We start from the raw sequence: 19241 nt of genomic DNA on the forward strand, positions 1-19241 counted from the left end.
CATCACAGCGGTTTAAAGGAGTAACTGTATGACTCGCCATATTATTCTGGATTGCGATCCCGGCCATGACGATGCTATCGCCCTGATCTTAGCCCTAGCCCACCCAGAGCTTGTACCACTAGCCGTCACCACCAGTGCGGGCAATCAAACCCCAGATAAGACCCTGAATAATGCACTGCGGATCTTAACCCTATTAAATCGTAGCGATATTCCTGTGGCGGGCGGCGCGGTTAAACCCTTAAGCCGGGAGTTAATGATTGCGGATAATGTCCACGGTGAAACAGGGCTCGATGGGCCAGCATTGCCAGAGCCCAGCTTTGCGCCACAAACACTCAATGCCATCGAGCTGATGGCCGAGAAAATTCGCCAGAGTGATAAGCCTGTGACACTCATACCAACGGGGCCACTGACCAATATCGCGCTACTGCTGGCAAGCCACCACGAATTGCACGCCAAAATTGAGCGAATAGTGCTGATGGGCGGCGCCGCCGGTGTCGGCAATTGGACGCCTGCCGCCGAGTTTAATATTTTTGTCGACCCCGAAGCCGCCGATATTGTCTTTAAGTCAGGTATTCCCATCACTATGTGTGGGCTAGATGTCACCCATCAGGCGCAGATCATGGATGAAGATATCGAACGTATTCGCGCCATTCCTAACCCTATCGCTAAGTGCGTCGCCGAGCTACTGGATTTCTTTATGATTTACCACAGGGATCCTAAATGGGGCTTTATTGGCGCGCCATTGCACGACCCCTGCACTATTGCTTGGCTACTCAAACCTGAACTGTTTGATGCCCAAGATTGCTGGGTCGGAATTGAGACCCAAAGCGAGTTAACGCTGGGGATGACTGTGGTCGATCGCTATCAGCTCACGGGTAAAGCCGCCAATGCCACTGTGCTATTTGGACTCGATAGACAAGGCTTTGTTGATTTACTGGTGGACAGTTTAGGTGTCTATGATGCAACTTATCTCAATCGCAGATGAAAACCACAGTGAGTCTTCTATGAGCCAGATACTCGTTATCGGCAGTGCTAATGCCGACCATGTGATGAAATTTGAATACCTTCCCGCACCGGGGCAAACCCTGATGTGCCGCGAGTATCGACTAGAACACGGTGGCAAAGGGGCCAATCAAGCCGTGGCCTGTGCCCGCTTAAGCCAACCCCATTCACAAATCGATTTTATCTGCCACTTAGGCCAAGACAGCGTGGGGAACGACATGCGTCAAAGCTGGATACAAGATGGCATAAAAAGCGATGGCATCACTCAAATGGCAGGCATGGGCACAGGCACTGCCATGATTTTTATCGGTGACAATGGTGAAAACACCATAGGCGTTGCCGCTGGAGCCAATGCCAGCCTGTTACCCGATGATTTAGAACAGCATTATGCTCTGTTTGCCAACGCACAATTCCTACTCGCGCAACTAGAAACCCCAGCCTCCACCGTTGCGAAAGCCTTGCAAATGGCAAAAAAACTTGGGGTGACGACCATACTCAACCCTGCCCCCGCCACAGTATTGCATCAAGATTGTCTTAAGTGGGTTGATATTATTACCCCCAATGAGACCGAAGCCGAAGCCTTAACTGGCGTGGAGATCAACCACCTCGATGATGCGCAATTAGCCGCACAGCTACTCCACCAGCGCGGTGTCGGTATTGTAGTGATCACCTTAGGTTCTAGGGGTGCCTATATCAGCAGCCCAGGCTTTACCGGGCTTATCCCTGCGCTTGAAGTTCAAGCCATAGATACAGTCGCGGCGGGGGATACCTTCAACGGCGCGCTCGTTGTCGGCTTAAGTGAAGGAATGTCAATTGCCGCCGCCGTCGGCTTTGCCAACGCCGCCTCCGCAATTACCGTCACCCGCGAAGGCGCCCAGCGCGCCATTCCCTATCGCAGCGAAGTTCCGCATTAATCCCATGGGTGCGGCAGATTGTCGCACCCTGACTATTTCATCCTAAAGTTGCATATACATAATTTACATACCGAATTCATTCCCATTTAATAAAGATTACCTATGCTGGTAAGCGCACGGTCGAGCCAAAATGGTTCGGCTACCCTTGTTCAAAATAAGGAAGTATCAGATGAAAGCGAAAAGCACCACTTTCCGTAATATGACTAGCGCTAGCCTACTCGGCCTAGGATTATTCGTCGCCAGCCAGGCGAGTGCTAACGAATGTGAACTCAAGATTGCCGCGACAGACGCTATGCAATTTGACACTAAAGAGCTGTCTGTTCCTGCGACCTGTAAAGAAGTGACACTCACGCTAACCCACACTGGCACCCTGCCAAAAGCCGCCATGGGCCACAACTGGGTATTAACCAAAGCCGCTGATATGTCTGCCGTTGCCACCGATGGTATGAGTGCGGGCGCCGATGCAGCCTATGTAAAAGCCGATGATAGTCGCGTTATCGCTCACACATCCTTAGTGGGTGGCGGCGAATCAACCTCAGTCACTTTTAGCACTGCGGGTATGAGCGCGACGGAAGCTTACCAATTTTTCTGCAGTTTCCCTGGCCATTGGGCAATTATGCAGGGCAGTTTTAAACTAAAGGCCTAATGGGATTATTCGGGTAAAGATTCCGTTTTAAGACCAAAAACAAAAAACCTCCAATGGAGGTTTTTTGTTTGATAGGCTTTTCTGTTTGATAATCAATGACAGCTCACGACTATTCTTCGTCGATATCGTCTTCGTCATCAAAATCATCGGCATCGGTTGCCGCTTCAGCCGCTAATGCCGCCGCCAATTTTGCCTTAGCCTGTTTTTCTGAACGACGCTTATTGCGCTCGGCCAGTGTGCCTAAAAACACTTGTAACTCGGCCTGACCCCAAGCTTGTGCTTCGGCTTCAGTTGCAAAACCATCATGGCTTTTAGACACAACCGTTTTGGTTGAGGTCATGCGACGGGTAATTTCAGTTTTCCAACCGTTGTCGCCCTGTGCCACGCGAAAATCGTATTTTTTGCCCTTGCTCATTCTGCTCTATTTCCTAAATGATGCTTGTCACGTTTGTCTTATCAAGCGAACCAAACGCTCATCATAAAACAAAAGGAGCGCAGTGTACTTGATTTCGGCCCAGAAAGATCGCCCAAATGAAAATATTCTAAGCTTGCCGCGGCGAGCTATTTAAACAAGTGCTGAATATTTTTTAAATCGCCTTTACCTTCGGCAATTTCTTCGGGGGTTAAGCCCGTCACTTCATGGGGAAACACTAACCAATCTTCAGAGGCGTGGATATAGTAATCCGGTTTTAAAGGCACTGCGGTATTTTTAGGCTTGTAGTAAGGGCAAGCGATACGAATATCCTGTGGCATATTTAAGCGCATCAGTTGGCTTAATTTTTCCTTTAATGCGTGGATACTACGACCAGAATCAAACACATCATCCACGATCAGCAGGGCGTCACTTGCATTGGCATTTTCAACAATATAGTGCAAACCATGCACTTTGATTTCTTTGCTTTGTTTGTCGGTACCAATACCGTAGTAGGAAGAAGTGCGCACGGCAATATGGTCGGTTTCAACTTGTTTAAAATCGAAAAACTCTTGAACTGCGATCCCGATTGGAGCGCCGCCACGCCAAATGCCGACGATAAACTGCGGACGAAAACCACTCTCATACACCTGCGAAGCTAATAAAAATGAATCTTCCAGCAGTTGCTGTGCGGTAACAAAATACTTTTCTGACATGACACCGTCCCCATCGTGATAGTTATTTTTAGGTGACTAAAGCGAATGCTTTACCTAATAGATCTGTTCGGCGCCCAAAACACGAGAACAGCATTCTCTTCACAAGAGCCCTAGCAAGTGTAGGCAGCTGCCGAATTTTGGGAGCGAATTTTATACCAAAAAAAACCACAGTGCTTCAGTAATAGTAACAACTTGCGGGGTAACAACCGTTTATTTTGCATTTTAAGGACAAAATCAACAAAAAAGGCCACCCTAAGGTGGCCAAGAAGGAGCAAGACAAAGTAGAAATTAGACGATAGGCGTAATTTTATGCTCGCCTGCTTTGGTCATAGCGCTATAACTACGGGCGGTGGCGGCTTGGAAATCCTTAGATAAAATCGTATCCACATAATGCCAATCGCTGCGCACGGCATCGGCGGTGAAAGTCAGCGTCATAAAGCCGCGATCCCTAAGGTTGGCATACTTAAGATCGGCGACTAACGCCACAATCGCGGCTTCTGTCGCCGGAATTTGCTCCGCCGGCAGGTTTAAGTAATATTCAAGCCCCGGTGTAGATACTGAACTGGTCGCAAATTCAACCCCTACTGTGTCGCCATTAACATCATTGAGTTCATTTGCCCAGGCATTATGGGTATCGCCCGCGATCACCACGAGATTGTGATTCTTCGATTTGGCCGTGCCTAAAATCACCTCACGCTCATAGGCGTAACCATCCCAAGCATCTAAATTGTATGGAATTGAAGGTAATTGCAGTAGCGCTATCACCTCGGGCGTTAACAGGGCTTGATTGGCTTGCAGATATTGCAGCTCTTGGGCGGTAAGGGTTGGGTCCCCCGCCGCCGCGCGCGCGGCCAACTTAGCTAATCCTCCTAACATGGCAAATTGGGGAATGCTCATCTGCTGAGTGGCAATGGCCGCGGGCAAGGACATCTTACCCATTAAAATCTGTTGGCCTAGTACCTGCCATTTCCCTGTAGCCTGTAACAGGGTCCCCTGCAGCCATAATAGCTGAGTCAAACCGAGCAAAGTACGCGAGGTTGAAGTCACATCGGCGCGGAAACGCTCGCCATCGAATGCCCCTGTGGTGGCATCCATATAATCGGCATAATCGAGGGGCTTATCACGACCTAATACGCGGGTATCGAGCATATGTAAATCGACCAGATTACCGTAACTGAAGCTACGGTAAATCTCTTCATGGTTACCCTCGCGCCATGGACGAATTGGCAACCACTCAAAGTAGGCCTGCAGTGCCGCTTCTTTACGGGCGGCGAAATCCCCTTCACCTTCGTTATGGTTCTCTGCGCCATCGCTCCAGGTATCGTTAGCCACTTCGTGGTCATCCCATACGGTAATAAAGGGCACTTTAGCATGCAGTTTTTGCAAGCTAGTATCTGTACGATATTGCCCATAACGGGTACGGTAATCACTCAATGACAGCAGTTCATTGGCGGGTAACACTTCGCGCCCCAATTCGGCGGCATGTTCGCTGGCATAACCGCCGCGGGCATATTCATAGATGTAATCCCCAAGATGTACCACGGCATCTAAGTCATCCTGGGCCGCCGCTAACTCGTAGGCATTGAAATAACCGGCTGGGAAGTTAGCACAGGACATTACGGCCAATTTCACAGAGCTCACATCCCCCTCAGGTAATGTGCAAGTTTTGCCCACTTCGGAGGTTTTACCGCCCGTCATAAAGCGGTAGAAATAGTTTTTCCCCGCACGTAAACCACGGGCATCAATCTTGACCGTATAATCACGATTTGCGTTAGTGACCATCTCCCCAGTGGTCACTAATTGTGCAAAGGCCGCATCCGTAGCCACTTGCCAACTCACCTTCACATCGCCATCGGATTCAGGCGTAACACGAGTCCAGAGGATCACCGCATCGGAAGCGGGATCGCCACTGGCAATACCATGCAAAAATTGCGCTGGTACCGATTTATCATCATCACTATCGCTACAGCCCATTAGGCCGTAGGAGATCACAGCAACACCAACACCTTTGGCCGACATAGCCAAAAAATCACGACGAGTCACAGTACGATTCATTATTATTATTCCCTTGTTAGATTTCGCTTCACTGGTATGAGGTCTAATGAGGCCCCGATTGTGAGACATCACTGTTACATATTTGTGACATCTTTGTCAGCCTTTTATGATTTCTTTTAATTCAAAAACTTATACTGAACAACGTACTTTATTTATCCAGAACTGGCACAGTTGCAGCGGAAACTGCTACCATCGAAAAGGTGAAGGACGACTCAAATAGTTCTGCCCATATTGCGGTAATCTAGCCAACAGATGAGCGATGCAAGAAAGGAATTTATATGATGAAAGTCAGCGATATTATGAGCCCAAGCGTGATTTGCATTAGCGATGGCGCCAGCTTGAAAGATGCCCACCATCTAATGCAAACCCGCGGTGTGCGCCACTTACCCGTGGTATCTGAAACCGATGGCACTCTGGTTGGCGTACTCACCCATAAAAAAATGATCGCCAGCGTCTTATCTATGCTGAACAAATACGGCCAAGGCGCGCTCGATCGCAAGGAACGTTACACCCCCATAGCCACGGTAATGGACAAAGAGTTTCAACACTTAATCGCCGATGAACCTTTAACTGTTGTGGTGGAATATTTTATTGAAAACAAACTCGGCTGCTTACCCGTCGTTGATGCCGATAAAAAAGTGCTCGGTATCGTCACTTCATCGGACTTTATTAAGCTGTGCCGTACCCTGCTGCAACAGCAAGCCTAAACTTATCAAGCAAAAAGCGCAGCGACTAACTAGAGAGTGGCTGCGCTTGCACTTTACCCGCAAAACTACACTAAGGTTACAGGCGGAATGCGGGTAAAACGTTGCCAGCGGCCAGAGCGCCAGCGGTGCACCATAATCAAGCCGCGGATCCACTCATCGGCGGCGACCGCCAGCCAAGCGGCGAGCACTCCGTAGCCTAAGTGCAAACCAAATAACCAAGCAAAAAAGACTCCTATTCCCCACATGCTAAACAGGCCAACCCGCACAGGGAACGCCACATCACCTGCGCCTTTTAAGGCCGAGATTATCACCAGATTAAACACCCGCCCCGTTTCAAGGGCGATGGAACCCGCGAGCAATAACGCCGTCAGTTGAATGACGTCTTCGTTTTCACTCAGCCAACCGACGATAGTCTGTCGCTGCCAATAGAAGATCAATACTATGGTCAGTGAGGCGACAAAGCCCACGAGGCAGTAGCGCTGCACCCGGGTGGTGATTTCCTCAAACCATTGTTTGCCGACATAGTATCCGGTCTGAATTTGCGTCGCCTGTCCGAGCGCTACCGCAAAACAATAGATAAAACGGCTAATGTTCAAGCCATAGGTGTAGGCCGTGAGCGAAAGCGTCCCCATCTGGCTGATAAAGTAGATGATGGTCATCTGCGCCACATTGTAGGACAGCATTTCACCGGCATTGAGCAGGCCAATACGCATCACGCTCCAATAGGTGCTGCGCGGTAAGAGCTTAAGCCGTTGCATCGGCAGTGTGATCTGCTTACTGCGGATCACTGCCAGCATAATCAAGGCACCGATAATCTGGCTGGTCACAGTCGATATCGCCACCCCAGTGACACCATAAACGGGCAAACCAAAGGGAGAAAACAGGGCGATATAGTTGCCTATTACATTCATCAACCCAGTGCTAGAGGTGACCAACATGGCCGAGCGGGTAAAACCATAGCTACGCAAAATGGCGGCAAAGGCAATGTTCATCACTAAACCTATACTCAAGCTGCCACAAATCACTAAGTAATCGTAGGCAAACCCCGCCACATGGGACTCGAGGGCAAATAACTGGATAATGCCCTTGGCGCCAAAAAACATCGACAACCCCATTAGCAGGGCAAGGGCCAGACTCAGTGCAACACTCGCCACCCCAACATCGGTTGCCAGCTGCACTTTACCCGCACCATTGTTCTGGCTGATCAAAATGCTCGCGCCCGTGCTCACCATCATGGACATCACCATCATAAAGAACATCAACTGAGTGGTGAGCCCCACCGCCGCGACCGCATTATCGGAATAATGGCTGAGCATAAAAATATCGCTGATCCCAAGTAAGGATTGCAGCAGAGTTTCGATAAAAATCGGCCAAGTGAGGGCCACTATGCCCATGCGTTGTTGTAATGTTTTAGGAACTTTGGCCACGAAAATCCTACCTTAGGGAAGAGAGATACGACGCTGCTAGGCTATCGTTCTAAGCGATTATTTTGTTACCTTTAGCGATTTAGCTCAATCAGCAAATCATTTATTGCAACCGTATTCATTGCGATCCTATGCCTTGATAAGCCTGCCGCGCACCAAGCCGTTTAATGCCATAACTCCCACAGCATTATGACCTAAGGAACATTTTCTACCCGAGCCGCTATCCATTTAATCCTATGCTAGCTACACTCCGGCTACTCACGCTATATAGCCTAGCTTGGCTGTACTCATTGATCTTAGGGGGAAAAATGGCCCAACTTTATTTAGAAGACGGAATTAAACAGTTGGTCAGCGAGTTTATCGCTGCAGGATGCCCATCGGTGCGGGAACAGACCATAGAAGAACGGCGCCAAGGATATATCAACAGCACAATATTAGCAGGCGAGATTGAAGAAGTGTTTGAAGTTAGCCCGGTTTCAATCGATGGCGCAGAATTGACACTCTTCAAACCCTCGGCGGCCAAGAATTTACCCGTAGTGATTTACTACCATGGCGGCTGTTTTGTCAGTGGCGGCGTTGAGACCCACAATCAACAGCTGCGAAAACTTGCCAATGATGCGGGCGCATTAGTGATTGCTGTACGCTATCGCCTCGCGCCTGAACACGTTTATCCCGCCGCCCATGATGACGCTTTCCATGCCGCCAATGTGGTGCATCAACATTGCCACCTATGGGGTGGCGATAACGCCAATATCACCCTGATGGGCGACAGCGCTGGCGGCCATTTAGCCCTAGTCACTTGCCTGCGTTTAAAAGCCAAAGGACAATGGTTGCCGCAAAAACAAGTGCTTATCTACCCCATGCTGGATGCCACTGCCAAGAGCCAGAGCTATAGCGACAATGGCGAGAAATTTATCATCACCCGCGATACCTTACTCACCGGGTTCGATATGTACCTCGATTGGCACCCCAGAACCGATGCCGAAGCCAGTCCACTGCGTAGCCATGACTTAGCGGGCTTACCCGAGACCCATATCATTACGGCGGAATTTGATCCGCTCGTCGATGAAGGTGAACAGCTGTTTCGCAATCTGTTAGATGCTGGCGTAAATGCCCACTGCCGCCGCTATTTAGGCGTTATCCACGGTTTCTTTCAACTCGCTGGAGTAAGCCGCTCCGCTCGGGATGCCATGGTGCAAGTCGCCAATATTGTAAAAACACCTTAGCGCTATCTTTGATGGCTTACGTTTAATACTATTGGTATAAATAAAAAAGGCTTTCTATCTGGATAGAAAGCCTTTTTTAACGCCTTGCTCTTATACCAATCGCATTAAGACTTACATCAGACTTAGGCGCGTTTGTTTCGATAGGCCAAAAATAACAAGACTATCCCTACGGCGAGGAAAGGCAGGCTGAGAAGTTGCCCCGCACTTAAGATAGTTTCAGCATAAGCCGCTTGGCTGACTTTAATTGACTCAATCGCCATGCGCGCACTAAATACCAACACCAGAAACAGGCCAAAAATCGCCCCATGCCTTTGTTTAACTTGGGTAAAGCTATAAATAGCGTACAGGCCAATAAAGATAGCCAAATAGGCAAAAGCCTCATAGAGCTGCGCCGGATGCCTTGGCAGCATATCAACACGGGCAAAGATAATCCCCCACGGCTGGGTGGTTGGCTCACCTAAGATCTCTGAGTTGGCAAAATTCGCCATACGCACAAAAAAGCCAAAAATGGCCGTAGCAATCGCCAAGCGATCCAATAGAAATAGGAAAGGGAGCTTCACTTTGCGCTGGTAATAGTAAAGGGCCAAAATCGCCCCTAAACCGCCACCATGGCTGGCAAGTCCGCCTTCCCAAATCGCCAGAATCTTAAGCGGATGGGCGAAGTAATAAGCGGGATCGTAAAAAATACAATGGGCCAATCTGGCGCCAACTATGATGCCAACCACACAGTAAATCAATAGATTATCAAGGGATTCAAGGTCGAGCCCCTCCTTGATATAAATCCGCTTCATCACCTGAAAACCCGTGGTGATAGCCACGGCAAACAAGACTCCATACCAATGTATTTTGAGCCCCATAAACGAGACTAATACTGGATCGAGTTCCCACACTAAGTGTTCCAAATTCAATTACTCCATAACACTTGGTACATAGAGGTACACTAAAAGGCCTGTTTTACGTGGTTAAACGCCAATAAACAAGCCCCATTTAGCCGCGCTGTCAAAGTGCGCCTAATAATTCAACTACGCCGAGTGAATGTTAACGCAACCGCTGTAAATGCAACCGCAGTGAACACATCAGCAATTAACATCAGTGCATTAAGTTTAATCACGCTCACTTTTACTCAGGCGCAGAATAATATCCCTATGCTGGGGATATTGCGCCAACAAACTTTCTTGGCTGAATAACTCAAAATCATCGAAGGTAAAACCGGGTGATACCATGCAACCCACCAGTGAGAATCCAGCTTGATTCATCGCAGAGCCAAAAATGCAGCCCTTAGGCACTAAAAATTGTGGTCTTTCACCTGCGGCCAAATCTAAGCCTAATTGCGCCGTTGTCAGCTCTCCTTCGGGGGAAATCATATAGATAGTCAAGGATTGACCCCCGTGGAAATACCACATCTCGTCGGCCGTGAGTCGATGAAAATGCGACACTTCGCCAGTTCGCAGTAAAAAATAAATGCTGCTCCAGAGGGCTCGAGTCGAGTCGTACTGCATAGCGGAGCGGTAGGAAGACCGATAATACCCCCCTTCGATATGCTGCTCTAACTCTAAAAACGTAATAAAATCATCGGCGGTTTGCATATGTGTTCCTCATTCAAATTAACTCGAACCGAAGTCTACACCTTAAGTTTGTGTGAATTAATCCTCCCCATACCAAATAGAAGATTTAACCTCAAAAACCGGTTTAACCCCATCACTGAAATCACAATGGCCAATAGGGTTAAAGTTGTTTTCCGCCTAAAAAAAGCTAAATTCATACCATAACCTGAATATCTATATCTTTACATTCACAGCCCATCATGGTGAATATCAAACATACAAAATGGCGTAAGGAATTTAATGGATGATCAATATTGCACAAATGGCTTTAGTGCTAGAAGCGCTACCCGATCCGACTTTTATTCTTTCCCAAAGTGGGCGCTATGTTGCCGTATTTGGGGGTAAAGATGATCGTTATTACCACGATGGTAGCGGATTAGTCGGCCTATACCTTAGCGATATTCTCAATGCGGAAAAGAGCAATTATTACCTCGGCATCATAGATCAAGCCATAAAGAGCCGTAGGCTGCTGATCGAAGAATATGAACTCAGTAATAAGGATGTCAAAGGCTTATCAAACCAAGGACCTTCCGAACCTATCTGGTTTGAGGGGCGTATTCAGGCATTGGATTTTCTCGTCGATAACGAACCTGTGGTGCTTTGGGTCGCCAGTAATATCTCCAAACGCCATGCCCTTGAAATGCAACTGCGGCAATTAAGCGATACCGACCAGCTTACAGGGCTTTATAATCGCCGCAGACTTGAGCGCGACTTAAACCACCTCTTCGATACCTATAACCGCCACCGCATTCCCGCCTCTATCTTAGTGCTCGATCTGGACAATCTAAAAATGATCAACGATCAACTTGGACACCATATGGGCGATAAGGTCATCATTGCTGTGGCCGATACCTGCAGACAACAATTTAGAAAAACCGACAGCGCCTATCGTTTTGGCGGCGATGAGTTTGTGATCGCCTTGCCCTGTGTTGAATATACTCAAGCCATTATATTTGCTGAATTTCTCTGTGATTGCTGCTTTAAAGCATTACAACAACACGCGGTGAAAGGACTCTTCGCCACCGTCAGTATTGGTGTCGCCACCATTGAAGCGGGCGATACCTCCTACGAAGATACCTTAAAACGCGCCGATGCCGCCCTATATCAAGCCAAGCGGGATGGTAAAAATCGCGTCATTGCCAACACCGCCTAAATGGCTTATTAATTCAAAACAAACAGGCAATAAAAAAGCGAACCTAAGTTCGCTTTTTTATTCAATATCAATCTATTAGCACTCGATTCTAGCTAACAATTTTAGCCTTGCGGGCGGTGTGCAGTTTCTTATAGCTCTCGATTAAGCGCAGGTGTGGCTCAATCCCTTCGAGCTGCATACTGGTCTTAGTTAAACCGCTAAAGCGCACTTTACCCGTCACAGAGCCTACGACTTGTTCCATCATTTCCTCGCCAAACATACGGGTGAAGTTATGAATAAAATCATCGAGTTCGAGATCTTCATCTAAGGTGACTTCTAACACGGCATTCATCGCTTGATAAAACAGATTGCGCTTCACTGTGTTGTCGTTAAATTGCAGAAACTCACCGACCAGTTCGAGCGCGTCTTCCTGCTCGCCAAGTGCTAGATAAATCAAAATCTTAAGTTCTATGATGGTTAACTTGCCCCAAACGGTATTTTCATCGAAGACGATACCAATCAGGGTACGGATATCCGTGTAGTTATCGAGCTGACTTTCTTCTAAGCGATTGACCAAACTCACCAACTGTTTAGTGCTAAGGGAATGCAGATTTAAAATATCTTCACGGTAAGCCAGCGCCTTATTGGTGTTATCCCAGATGAGATCATCTACTGGATAAATTTCAGAATAATCAGGCACTAAAATACGACAAGCCGAGGCACCAAGGTCAGTAAACTCGGCGATATACACTTCTTTCCCTAAGTCCTCTAGGATGCCGAATAATCGCTCACTCTCTTCTTCGTTAGTCCCAGAGAAATCCCACTCGCAGAATTCATAATCGAATTTACTGCTAAAGAAACGCCAGGAGATCACCCCAGTTGAGTCGATAAAGTGCTCGACAAAGTTTTCAGGCTCAGTCACCGCCATGCTATTAAAGGTCGGTTTTGGCACATCGTTTAACCCTTCAAAACTGCGGCCCTGGAGTAGCTCAGTTAAGCTGCGTTCTAGTGCGACTTCAAAGCTTGGGTGCGCGCCAAAGGAGGCGAATACTCCGCCGGTTTTCGGGTTCATTAGGGTTACGCACATCACAGGGAACTGACCACCGAGGGAGGCATCTTTCACTACCACAGGGAAGCCCTGCTCCTCTAACCCTTTAATGCCAGCAAGAATGCTTGGATATTTTTCTAACACCGCAATTGGCACGTCCGGCAGCACAATTTCCTGCTCAATAATTTGGCGTTTAACCGCGCGCTCGAAAATTTCCGATAAGCATTGTACATGGGCTTCGTTAAGGTTATTCCCCGCGCTCATACCATTGCTTAAGAATAGGTTTTCAATCAAATTCGATGGGAAATACACTGTCTCGCCGTCGGATTTACGCTGATAGGGGATAGCACAAATACCGCGCTTAGTATTGCCTGAGTTGGTATCGATCAAGTGCGAGCCACACAACTCCTCATCTGGGTTATAAATCTCTAAACAATAGTCATCCAAAATTCCCGCTGGCAGCGCATCGTCTGCCTCTAAGGCAAACCATTTTTCATTGGGATAATGCACAAATTCACTATTGGCGATTTCAGTACCAAAAAATTGATCGTTATAGAAAAAGTTGTTATTTAACCGCTCGATAAACTCGCCAAGTGCCGAGCATAATGCGCTCTCCTTGGTGGCGCCTTTACCATTGGTGAAACACATAGGTGAAGCGGCGTCGCGGATATGCAGTGACCATACATTCGGCACAATATTGCGCCAGGATGAGATTTCAATCTTCATTCCAAGCTCGGCGAGCATAGCTGTCATATTGGCAATGGTCTGCTCTAGCGGCAGATCTTTACCCAGAATATAAGTGCTCGATGTGGCATCGGCCTGCCCCATCAGCATGGCATTAGCGTCTGAGTCGAGGTTTTCAACGATTTGGATCTTAAATTCTGGGCCAGTTTGTACCACTTTTTTCACTGTGCAGCGGTCAATCGAGCGCAAAATACCTTCACGGTCCTTGTCCGAAATATCGCTCGGCAACTCCACATTGATCTGGAAAATCTGATTATAGCGATCCTCAGGATCGACAATATTATTCTGCGACAGGCGAATATTATCCGTTGGAATATCACGGGCGTTGCAATACACCTTGACGAAATAGGCCGCGCAAAGGGCTGACGACGCTAAGAAATAATCAAAGGGACCAGGGGCTGAACCATCACCTTTATAACGGATCGGCTGATCGGCGGTGACGGTAAAATCATCAAACTTGGCTTCAAGTCTAAGATTGTCGAGAAAATTAACTTTGATTTCCATTGAATATGATTTCCACTAAATATGCGAGTCTGTGCAGCCCATCGACCAACCTACGGGATTGATCATGAGTGAGAATGGTGAATTATCGGTGTTTTTCGCCCATTAGTCTTGGGTTAATTATGTTAAAAAATGCCACTGAAGGGTTTAGCACGACAACAGGCAAGCGCAGAGGGTTTTATCGGCAGGTCAAATATATTCGCCAACATAATGATTACTCTTGTTTTTCAGCCTCTCTCCTAACCAAAAAAAAGGTTAAATACATTTTAGTCGGTAAAGATAACACCATACCTAAGGCCACACACAGGGCGCTGATAATGATCCCTGTTACCCCCATAGCTTCAACGGTCTCATTAAAGTTGTGCAGGTAAATACCGAGCAAAATAAGGCTAATACCCGCACTAATACACACTTTAAGGATCAAAATCAGCCGGTCATTTGTCACTATCGCGTCCTTAACTGTGAGTCGTTTTTGCATAAGATTTAACGAATATAATGAGCTTAATTTCCGAGCGGAGCCTTGATTAAGATCAAAGTAAAATCCGGTGCCTAACTCAACTCCTCGCCAACAAGTAAACAACATTGAATTTCACATTTAAAACAGATAATTAGTGAAATATAATTAACCAATTTCGAATTATTACATTCGCTTTACAACATCCTTTTGTTTGAACTACTATGCCGCTGCTAACAAAACATGTTCAAACAAAGGAATAACATGAACAACAAATCGATTCTCCTCGTTTTAACTTTTGCCACTATGTTACTGGGTGGTTGTGCTACACAAATGCAAGCCGTTGTCCCCCTAGACGCTAATATGCTTAAGAATAAAGAAAGTAAAGTTGGCGTCATCATGTCCGATGTTGCTACTCCTGAAACCTTTATTACAGGCGCTGACTGCCTACTTTGCTATGCGGCTGCATCTGCGGCAAATTCGTCTTTAGATAGCCATCTCAAAACCATTCCCGTCGATGATATTAAAAACCTAAAAGCAGAAATTACTCAATTGCTGCTTGATAAAGGGGTTTCCGCAGTCGCCCTAGAAGGTGAGATTGATGTCGATAAATTAAAGAAGACTAAATCGAAGGAGCTAAATATTGCGCCAAGGGACTTCTCAAGCTACAAAGCGAATGGCATCAATTATCTATTGGTGATAGAAGTCACCCAAGTTGGGGCATATCGCTCTTACTCATCCTATGTGCCAACCATGGACCCAGTTGCAACCTTCTCAGGCTTGGCCTACATAGTCGATTTATCGAACAACAAATATATCTTGTACAAACCTTTTAATAATAGAAAAGCCTCAGATCTAGAATGGGATGAGCCACCGACTTTCCCTGGTCTCACCAATTCACTCTATGAAGTTATTGCAACGGGTAAAGATGCTATCAAAGCAAACCTAGCACTCTAATTTACCAAGGGAGGCCTGCCTCCCTTTCTCCTTACAGTGGTCATCCTATGATTAGAATTCTATTAACCTGTTGTATATCTTTCATTTTATGCGCCTGCAGCACACATACGTCTAAAGGCTATGTTAAGCACATAGATAACCGAACTGCATTAAAAGAAAACAGCCAACTTTATGTCAAAGTGCCAGAAGGTACTGCGATCATTATAGGTAAAGCGGAATCCAATGCGGGGAATGTCGACCACTCCAGTATTCTTTATCCTGCAATTACCCCCGTCGATTTTTTTGCAGCAGTGATCACCCACGCCGCTATTACCGAATCAGTCAAAAATAATAAGAAAAATCAGGCGCAAGATGAAGCCGATATAGTCGTTATCCCCTATCGCCCCTTTATTAAAGATGTCGCCAATCAGGCATTAATCACGCAACTGTCAGACATTGCACTCTCGCGCGGCTTTCATCTAAAACCTTACCAAGAAAGCCAGTCTGATGATGATATAGTGCTCGATATAACGCCTATTTACCTGCTCAATCAAAAACAAAATACCCTGACACTAAGAACTCAATTTTTGGTTTATCACAAAAAAAATGAAACTGTCGCCCCACAGAAACGGGCAATGTTATATCAAAATCAGATCGAGATTTTGTCCCCTATCATACAGAGTGACAATCCTGCCGATTATTGGCTAAACAATAATGGCGAGAAACTTATCGAGACTATGCGTAGTTTGCTGTCTGAAACCTTAGAATTAGGCGCATTGCAAATAAGCTCAAACGAGCAAGCAATTAATAAGAGCAACCAGCAGAACTTTCGTTATGATGATGGCGATGTAGTGGCTTTTGAACGAGCAAGCGTAGTTGCCGAAGATTGCGAGCATATAGTTATACACACCCTTAGGGGATGGCTAAAATCAATTCCAACAGCACGCCTTCAAGGGCTGCATCCTTGCAAAACCAGCCAAGAAGCGAAAGCCAATACACCTAAACTTAATTAATGCCTAAATATGTGACATTAAGTTCTGTCTAGCTAAGGGCGAAATGCGGTAAAGCAGGACGCCCAAATCCACTGAAAACCCCAAAAATCATCAATGGGAAAGTGGGCTACCAAAATATTTAATTTCTAACTCCTCGATAAAACCTTCTTTTTCAAGCTGTAAAAGCGCATTTGAAAATTGATCCGCAACGCTGCCAGGTTCCGGCACTACCGGCAGGTTTGTTGAGCTTATCGGGGCATCTTGATTAAAAAGCGTATTGATACGAGCTTTATAGAGGGGAGATTTATGGGAGAATCCAGCATAGGATCTGAACTCCTTTGGTAATAAATTCTTATGTAACCTCATATTAGTTATCTGATTTTTATAGATGAAATAGGCAAGAGGAGCCTCCTCATACACATAAAAATCACCATGACCAGAAGATATCATTTTTACAATCCGCTCAATTTCCAACTCGGGAATAGAGAACTGTTCAAATTTAGACTTATCAAAATGTGCAAGATAGTCCGCATTTCCCAATCCCACGAGCTGGGTTAAACCCGCAACACTTTGCTCCGAATTCAATTCATTTACAGTACTTTGGGTGAGTGCCACATTACGTTGCTCATACCCCGCGGGTATCCAATGGATATATGCAGTGCGTTCTTTGTCATAGGCAAGCAAGGGATAAAAATCGATAGTGCCGTTCTCTAATTCCTTAATGAGCCGTTTTTTAGGAAGTCGAACAATTTTTAACTTATAGCCTATGCGTAATGCGGCCTCACCGTACAGCTCTGCAAATAAACCACTATTATCGGGGCTCTTGTTTATATAGGGTAATTTCTCATTCGTGCGATATCCCATATGGATCACATTCTCGGCCGCACAAGGGAGTAAAGGCATTAAACTGATTATAAAAATAAGCACTAGTTTAAACGGCATTAGGAGCCACCGACTTCAATATTCATCTACTCTATTCATCCCAGTATAGTCAGCCATAACAATGACAGGATATGCTCCAGTAAATTACCTATCATCTCAATAACTGATCCTCATTATCCTACCTAGTATTCCCGCTTGAGCATGGATGCCGTATTGCCTACAATAGCGCACGCTTTTTCACTATCAACAAGACAGATCACGACCATGAACGATACAACACTACCCGCTTTACCGGATCGCCTTTCGGTCAATCCACGCAGTCCACACCATGTTGCTGAAATTTTCGAGCATGACATAGGCATTAGAGTCAACGGCAAAGAGCGTTTTGATGTCGAAGAGTATTGCATTAGCGAAGGCTGGGTAAAAGTCCCCTCTAAATCCTTAGACCGTCGCGGCCAACCTCTGCTGCTCACAGTAAAAGGCACAGTTGAAGCGTTTTATCGTTAAGACAAACCGATAAAGAACCTGTTTTCTGCATCAGTTCAGCAGCGGGTTATGTCCCAGAGTCGGGCGCAGCTAACGCCCCGACTCCTCTCAAACCGCCTTTACCATGGCGGACTAATGCAACCGCAATACCAGCCATTACCGCCCAATGGGCTTGTTTGATAAGCGCTTATTCTCGCTCGTTTTATTTTTGTTACTTAATCTACTAACAGGCTTTACATTCCTAAATTACCCCGTTATAACAAATAAGCCTTTATTGCATCCTAATCCTTCGAGATGCCAGATTAATCAACAAGAGATCACTGAGTGGCCATTCTTGCTCCAGTAACAACCTTAACCAACTATGTCGAAGTCGCCAAACATGTAGGGTTAAACCCACAACACATGCTGGCGCAGGTTGGCTTAACTATGGCCATGATAGAAAACCCTGAAAAACAGGTGCCCGCTAAGGCCGTAGTGGATTTGTTAGAATTGTCCGCCGCCCAAAGTGGCTGCCAGAATTTTGGGCTGCGCATGGCCGAGTCCCGTAGATTGTCGGACTTTGGCGTAGTGAGTCTATTACTGTCCCATCAAGCGACCCTGCGGGATGCCTTAAATGTCATCATCGAATATCGCCACCTAATGAATGAAGCGCTGGCGATATATATCGAAGAAGAAGGCAAAACGGTCATTATTCGTGAAGAAATAGTCACAGAGCGTAACGATCCCTGTCCACAAGCCATCGATTTGGCGATTGGGATCATGTATCGTTTTTGCTCGGCATTACTTGGGTCGCACTTTGAACTGCAAACCGTTTGTTTTTGCCATGAAGCGCCAAACGATATACAACTACATAGAAGATTATTTAAAAATAAAATAGAGTTTGGCTGTGATTTCAATGGATTAGTTTGTTCCAGCAAAACCTTAGATGCGCCCAATCCTCTGGCCGATCCTGCCATGGCCAAATTTGCGCAGCGCTTCGTCGATTCGATCCAAACCGACAGATTGCCTTCTACCGTACTCGATGCCCGTAAGGCCATTTACCTGCTGTTACCTATGGGCCGAGCCACCATAGAACAGGTGGCCCAAAGCATGAACTGTAATGTCAGAACCTTGCAGCGTCGGCTGCAGGATGAAGGGGAAACCTTCAGTGAGCTGATCAATAAAGTGCGCCGAGATCTGGTCGTGCGTTATATGTACAACTCCAACTATTCACTTAGCCGTATCGCCGATCTGTTGGGATACTCTATGCCAAGTTCGTTTACCCGTTGGTTTACCTCACAATTTGGTAAAGCTCCCGTGGAATGGCGGGCCGAGAATACCGCCCAGGATCAGGATGACGTTTCCTGATATTGCCTCCAAT

At 46.6% G+C, this 19241-nt stretch carries 19 protein-coding genes; 10 read left to right on the forward strand and 9 right to left on the reverse strand.

What is annotated here, in order from left to right; genetic code table 11:
• The first annotated feature begins 28 nt into the window (after positions 1–28).
• The 3 genes from rihA (at position 29) to azu (ending at position 2562) form a co-directional block, all read left to right on the forward strand.
• Entirely contained in the window at positions 29–985 is a 957-nt protein-coding gene (gene rihA / locus JFT56_RS16060) for a pyrimidine-specific ribonucleoside hydrolase RihA (RefSeq protein WP_198781006.1), read from the forward strand.
• A gap of 19 nt (positions 986–1004) precedes the next feature.
• Entirely contained in the window at positions 1005–1916 is a 912-nt protein-coding gene (gene rbsK, locus JFT56_RS16065; protein WP_198783612.1) for a ribokinase, read from the forward strand.
• Positions 1917–2085: 169 nt separating this feature from the next.
• On the forward strand, positions 2086–2562 hold the full coding sequence (gene azu / locus JFT56_RS16070) for an azurin (RefSeq protein ID WP_198781007.1): 477 nt from the start codon (positions 2086–2088) through the stop codon (positions 2560–2562).
• A gap of 109 nt (positions 2563–2671) precedes the next feature.
• On the opposite strand, the gene JFT56_RS16075 is transcribed toward azu, so the two are convergent.
• The 3 genes from JFT56_RS16075 to JFT56_RS16085 all read right to left on the reverse strand — a co-directional run bounded on the left by JFT56_RS16075 (position 2672) and on the right by JFT56_RS16085 (position 5745).
• Positions 2672–2977 carry a DUF3622 domain-containing protein gene (locus tag JFT56_RS16075; protein ID WP_198781008.1) on the reverse strand — a complete coding sequence of 102 codons (306 nt, stop codon included), beginning with the start codon at positions 2975–2977 and terminating at the stop codon, positions 2672–2674.
• Positions 2978–3123: 146 nt separating this feature from the next.
• Entirely contained in the window at positions 3124–3690 is a 567-nt protein-coding gene (locus JFT56_RS16080; protein ID WP_198781009.1) for a phosphoribosyltransferase, read from the reverse strand.
• Between the two features lie 288 nt (positions 3691–3978).
• Positions 3979–5745 (reverse strand): alkaline phosphatase D family protein, encoded by a 1767-nt coding sequence (locus JFT56_RS16085; RefSeq protein WP_198781010.1) that lies wholly within the window; start codon positions 5743–5745, stop codon positions 3979–3981.
• Between the two features lie 281 nt (positions 5746–6026).
• Here JFT56_RS16085 and JFT56_RS16090 point away from each other — a divergent pair, with 281 nt between their 5' ends.
• Positions 6027–6452, forward strand: coding sequence for an HPP family protein (locus JFT56_RS16090; protein WP_198783613.1), 426 nt, complete (start codon positions 6027–6029; stop codon positions 6450–6452).
• A 65-nt stretch (positions 6453–6517) separates the two neighbouring features.
• Here JFT56_RS16090 and JFT56_RS16095 read toward each other — a convergent pair whose 3' ends face one another.
• Complete coding sequence (locus tag JFT56_RS16095; RefSeq protein ID WP_198781011.1) at positions 6518–7879, reverse strand: MATE family efflux transporter; 1362 nt, start codon at positions 7877–7879, stop codon at positions 6518–6520.
• 305 nt (positions 7880–8184) lie between these two features.
• Between JFT56_RS16095 and JFT56_RS16100 the strand changes: the two genes are divergently transcribed.
• Positions 8185–9102, forward strand: coding sequence for an alpha/beta hydrolase (locus JFT56_RS16100; protein ID WP_198781012.1), 918 nt, complete (start codon positions 8185–8187; stop codon positions 9100–9102).
• Positions 9103–9224: 122 nt separating this feature from the next.
• On the opposite strand, the gene lgt is transcribed toward JFT56_RS16100, so the two are convergent.
• A complete protein-coding gene (gene lgt, locus JFT56_RS16105) occupies positions 9225–10004 on the reverse strand; it encodes a prolipoprotein diacylglyceryl transferase (RefSeq protein WP_198783614.1) in 780 nt (259 codons plus the stop codon).
• A 201-nt stretch (positions 10005–10205) separates the two neighbouring features.
• Positions 10206–10688 (reverse strand): cupin domain-containing protein, encoded by a 483-nt coding sequence (locus tag JFT56_RS16110; protein ID WP_198781013.1) that lies wholly within the window; start codon positions 10686–10688, stop codon positions 10206–10208.
• Positions 10689–10950: 262 nt separating this feature from the next.
• On the opposite strand from JFT56_RS16110, the gene JFT56_RS16115 reads away from it, so the two are divergent.
• Positions 10951–11859, forward strand: coding sequence for a GGDEF domain-containing protein (locus JFT56_RS16115; protein ID WP_198781014.1), 909 nt, complete (start codon positions 10951–10953; stop codon positions 11857–11859).
• 88 nt (positions 11860–11947) lie between these two features.
• Here the strand turns inward: JFT56_RS16115 and JFT56_RS16120 are convergent, their stop codons facing one another.
• Positions 11948–14134: an OsmC domain/YcaO domain-containing protein gene (locus tag JFT56_RS16120; RefSeq protein WP_198781015.1), complete on the reverse strand. Its 2187-nt coding sequence runs from the start codon at positions 14132–14134 to the stop codon at positions 11948–11950.
• A gap of 211 nt (positions 14135–14345) precedes the next feature.
• Positions 14346–14576 (reverse strand): hypothetical protein, encoded by a 231-nt coding sequence (locus tag JFT56_RS16125; RefSeq protein WP_198781016.1) that lies wholly within the window; start codon positions 14574–14576, stop codon positions 14346–14348.
• A gap of 273 nt (positions 14577–14849) precedes the next feature.
• Here JFT56_RS16125 and JFT56_RS16130 point away from each other — a divergent pair, with 273 nt between their 5' ends.
• Positions 14850–15542: a hypothetical protein gene (locus tag JFT56_RS16130; protein ID WP_198781017.1), complete on the forward strand. Its 693-nt coding sequence runs from the start codon at positions 14850–14852 to the stop codon at positions 15540–15542.
• Between the two features lie 47 nt (positions 15543–15589).
• On the forward strand, positions 15590–16534 hold the full coding sequence (locus JFT56_RS16135) for a hypothetical protein (protein ID WP_198781018.1): 945 nt from the start codon (positions 15590–15592) through the stop codon (positions 16532–16534).
• A 90-nt stretch (positions 16535–16624) separates the two neighbouring features.
• Here JFT56_RS16135 and JFT56_RS16140 read toward each other — a convergent pair whose 3' ends face one another.
• Positions 16625–17455, reverse strand: coding sequence for a substrate-binding periplasmic protein (locus JFT56_RS16140; RefSeq protein ID WP_198781019.1), 831 nt, complete (start codon positions 17453–17455; stop codon positions 16625–16627).
• 204 nt (positions 17456–17659) lie between these two features.
• Here JFT56_RS16140 and JFT56_RS16145 point away from each other — a divergent pair, with 204 nt between their 5' ends.
• Together JFT56_RS16145 and JFT56_RS16150 are read left to right on the forward strand one after the other, a co-directional pair.
• Positions 17660–17902: a DUF3297 family protein gene (locus JFT56_RS16145; protein WP_198781020.1), complete on the forward strand. Its 243-nt coding sequence runs from the start codon at positions 17660–17662 to the stop codon at positions 17900–17902.
• 303 nt (positions 17903–18205) lie between these two features.
• Positions 18206–19228 (forward strand): AraC family transcriptional regulator, encoded by a 1023-nt coding sequence (locus tag JFT56_RS16150; protein ID WP_198781021.1) that lies wholly within the window; start codon positions 18206–18208, stop codon positions 19226–19228.
• Positions 19229–19241: the final 13 nt, after the last annotated feature.

It is taken from the genome of Shewanella putrefaciens (assembly GCF_016406305.1).
Taxonomy (GTDB): Bacteria; Pseudomonadota; Gammaproteobacteria; order Enterobacterales; family Shewanellaceae; genus Shewanella; species Shewanella putrefaciens_C.

Bases quoted from the DNA above. Each gene is read 5' to 3' on its own strand.
- JFT56_RS16110 (WP_198781013.1), bottom strand. From the start codon at position 10,688: ATGCAAACCGCCGATGATTTTATTACGTTTTTAGAGTTAGAGCAGCAT.
- JFT56_RS16130 (WP_198781017.1), top strand. From the start codon at position 14,850: ATGAACAACAAATCGATTCTCCTCGTTTTAACTTTTGCCACTATGTTA.
- azu (WP_198781007.1), top strand. From the start codon at position 2,086: ATGAAAGCGAAAAGCACCACTTTCCGTAATATGACTAGCGCTAGCCTA.
- JFT56_RS16100 (WP_198781012.1), top strand. From the start codon at position 8,185: ATGGCCCAACTTTATTTAGAAGACGGAATTAAACAGTTGGTCAGCGAG.
- JFT56_RS16085 (WP_198781010.1), bottom strand. From the start codon at position 5,745: ATGAATCGTACTGTGACTCGTCGTGATTTTTTGGCTATGTCGGCCAAA.
- JFT56_RS16140 (WP_198781019.1), bottom strand. From the start codon at position 17,455: ATGCCGTTTAAACTAGTGCTTATTTTTATAATCAGTTTAATGCCTTTA.
- JFT56_RS16145 (WP_198781020.1), top strand. From the start codon at position 17,660: ATGAACGATACAACACTACCCGCTTTACCGGATCGCCTTTCGGTCAAT.
- rihA (WP_198781006.1), top strand. From the start codon at position 29: ATGACTCGCCATATTATTCTGGATTGCGATCCCGGCCATGACGATGCT.
- JFT56_RS16120 (WP_198781015.1), bottom strand. From the start codon at position 14,134: ATGGAAATCAAAGTTAATTTTCTCGACAATCTTAGACTTGAAGCCAAG.
- JFT56_RS16090 (WP_198783613.1), top strand. From the start codon at position 6,027: ATGAAAGTCAGCGATATTATGAGCCCAAGCGTGATTTGCATTAGCGAT.
- JFT56_RS16135 (WP_198781018.1), top strand. From the start codon at position 15,590: ATGATTAGAATTCTATTAACCTGTTGTATATCTTTCATTTTATGCGCC.
- JFT56_RS16080 (WP_198781009.1), bottom strand. From the start codon at position 3,690: ATGTCAGAAAAGTATTTTGTTACCGCACAGCAACTGCTGGAAGATTCA.
- JFT56_RS16115 (WP_198781014.1), top strand. From the start codon at position 10,951: ATGATCAATATTGCACAAATGGCTTTAGTGCTAGAAGCGCTACCCGAT.
- JFT56_RS16075 (WP_198781008.1), bottom strand. From the start codon at position 2,977: ATGAGCAAGGGCAAAAAATACGATTTTCGCGTGGCACAGGGCGACAAC.
- rbsK (WP_198783612.1), top strand. From the start codon at position 1,005: ATGAGCCAGATACTCGTTATCGGCAGTGCTAATGCCGACCATGTGATG.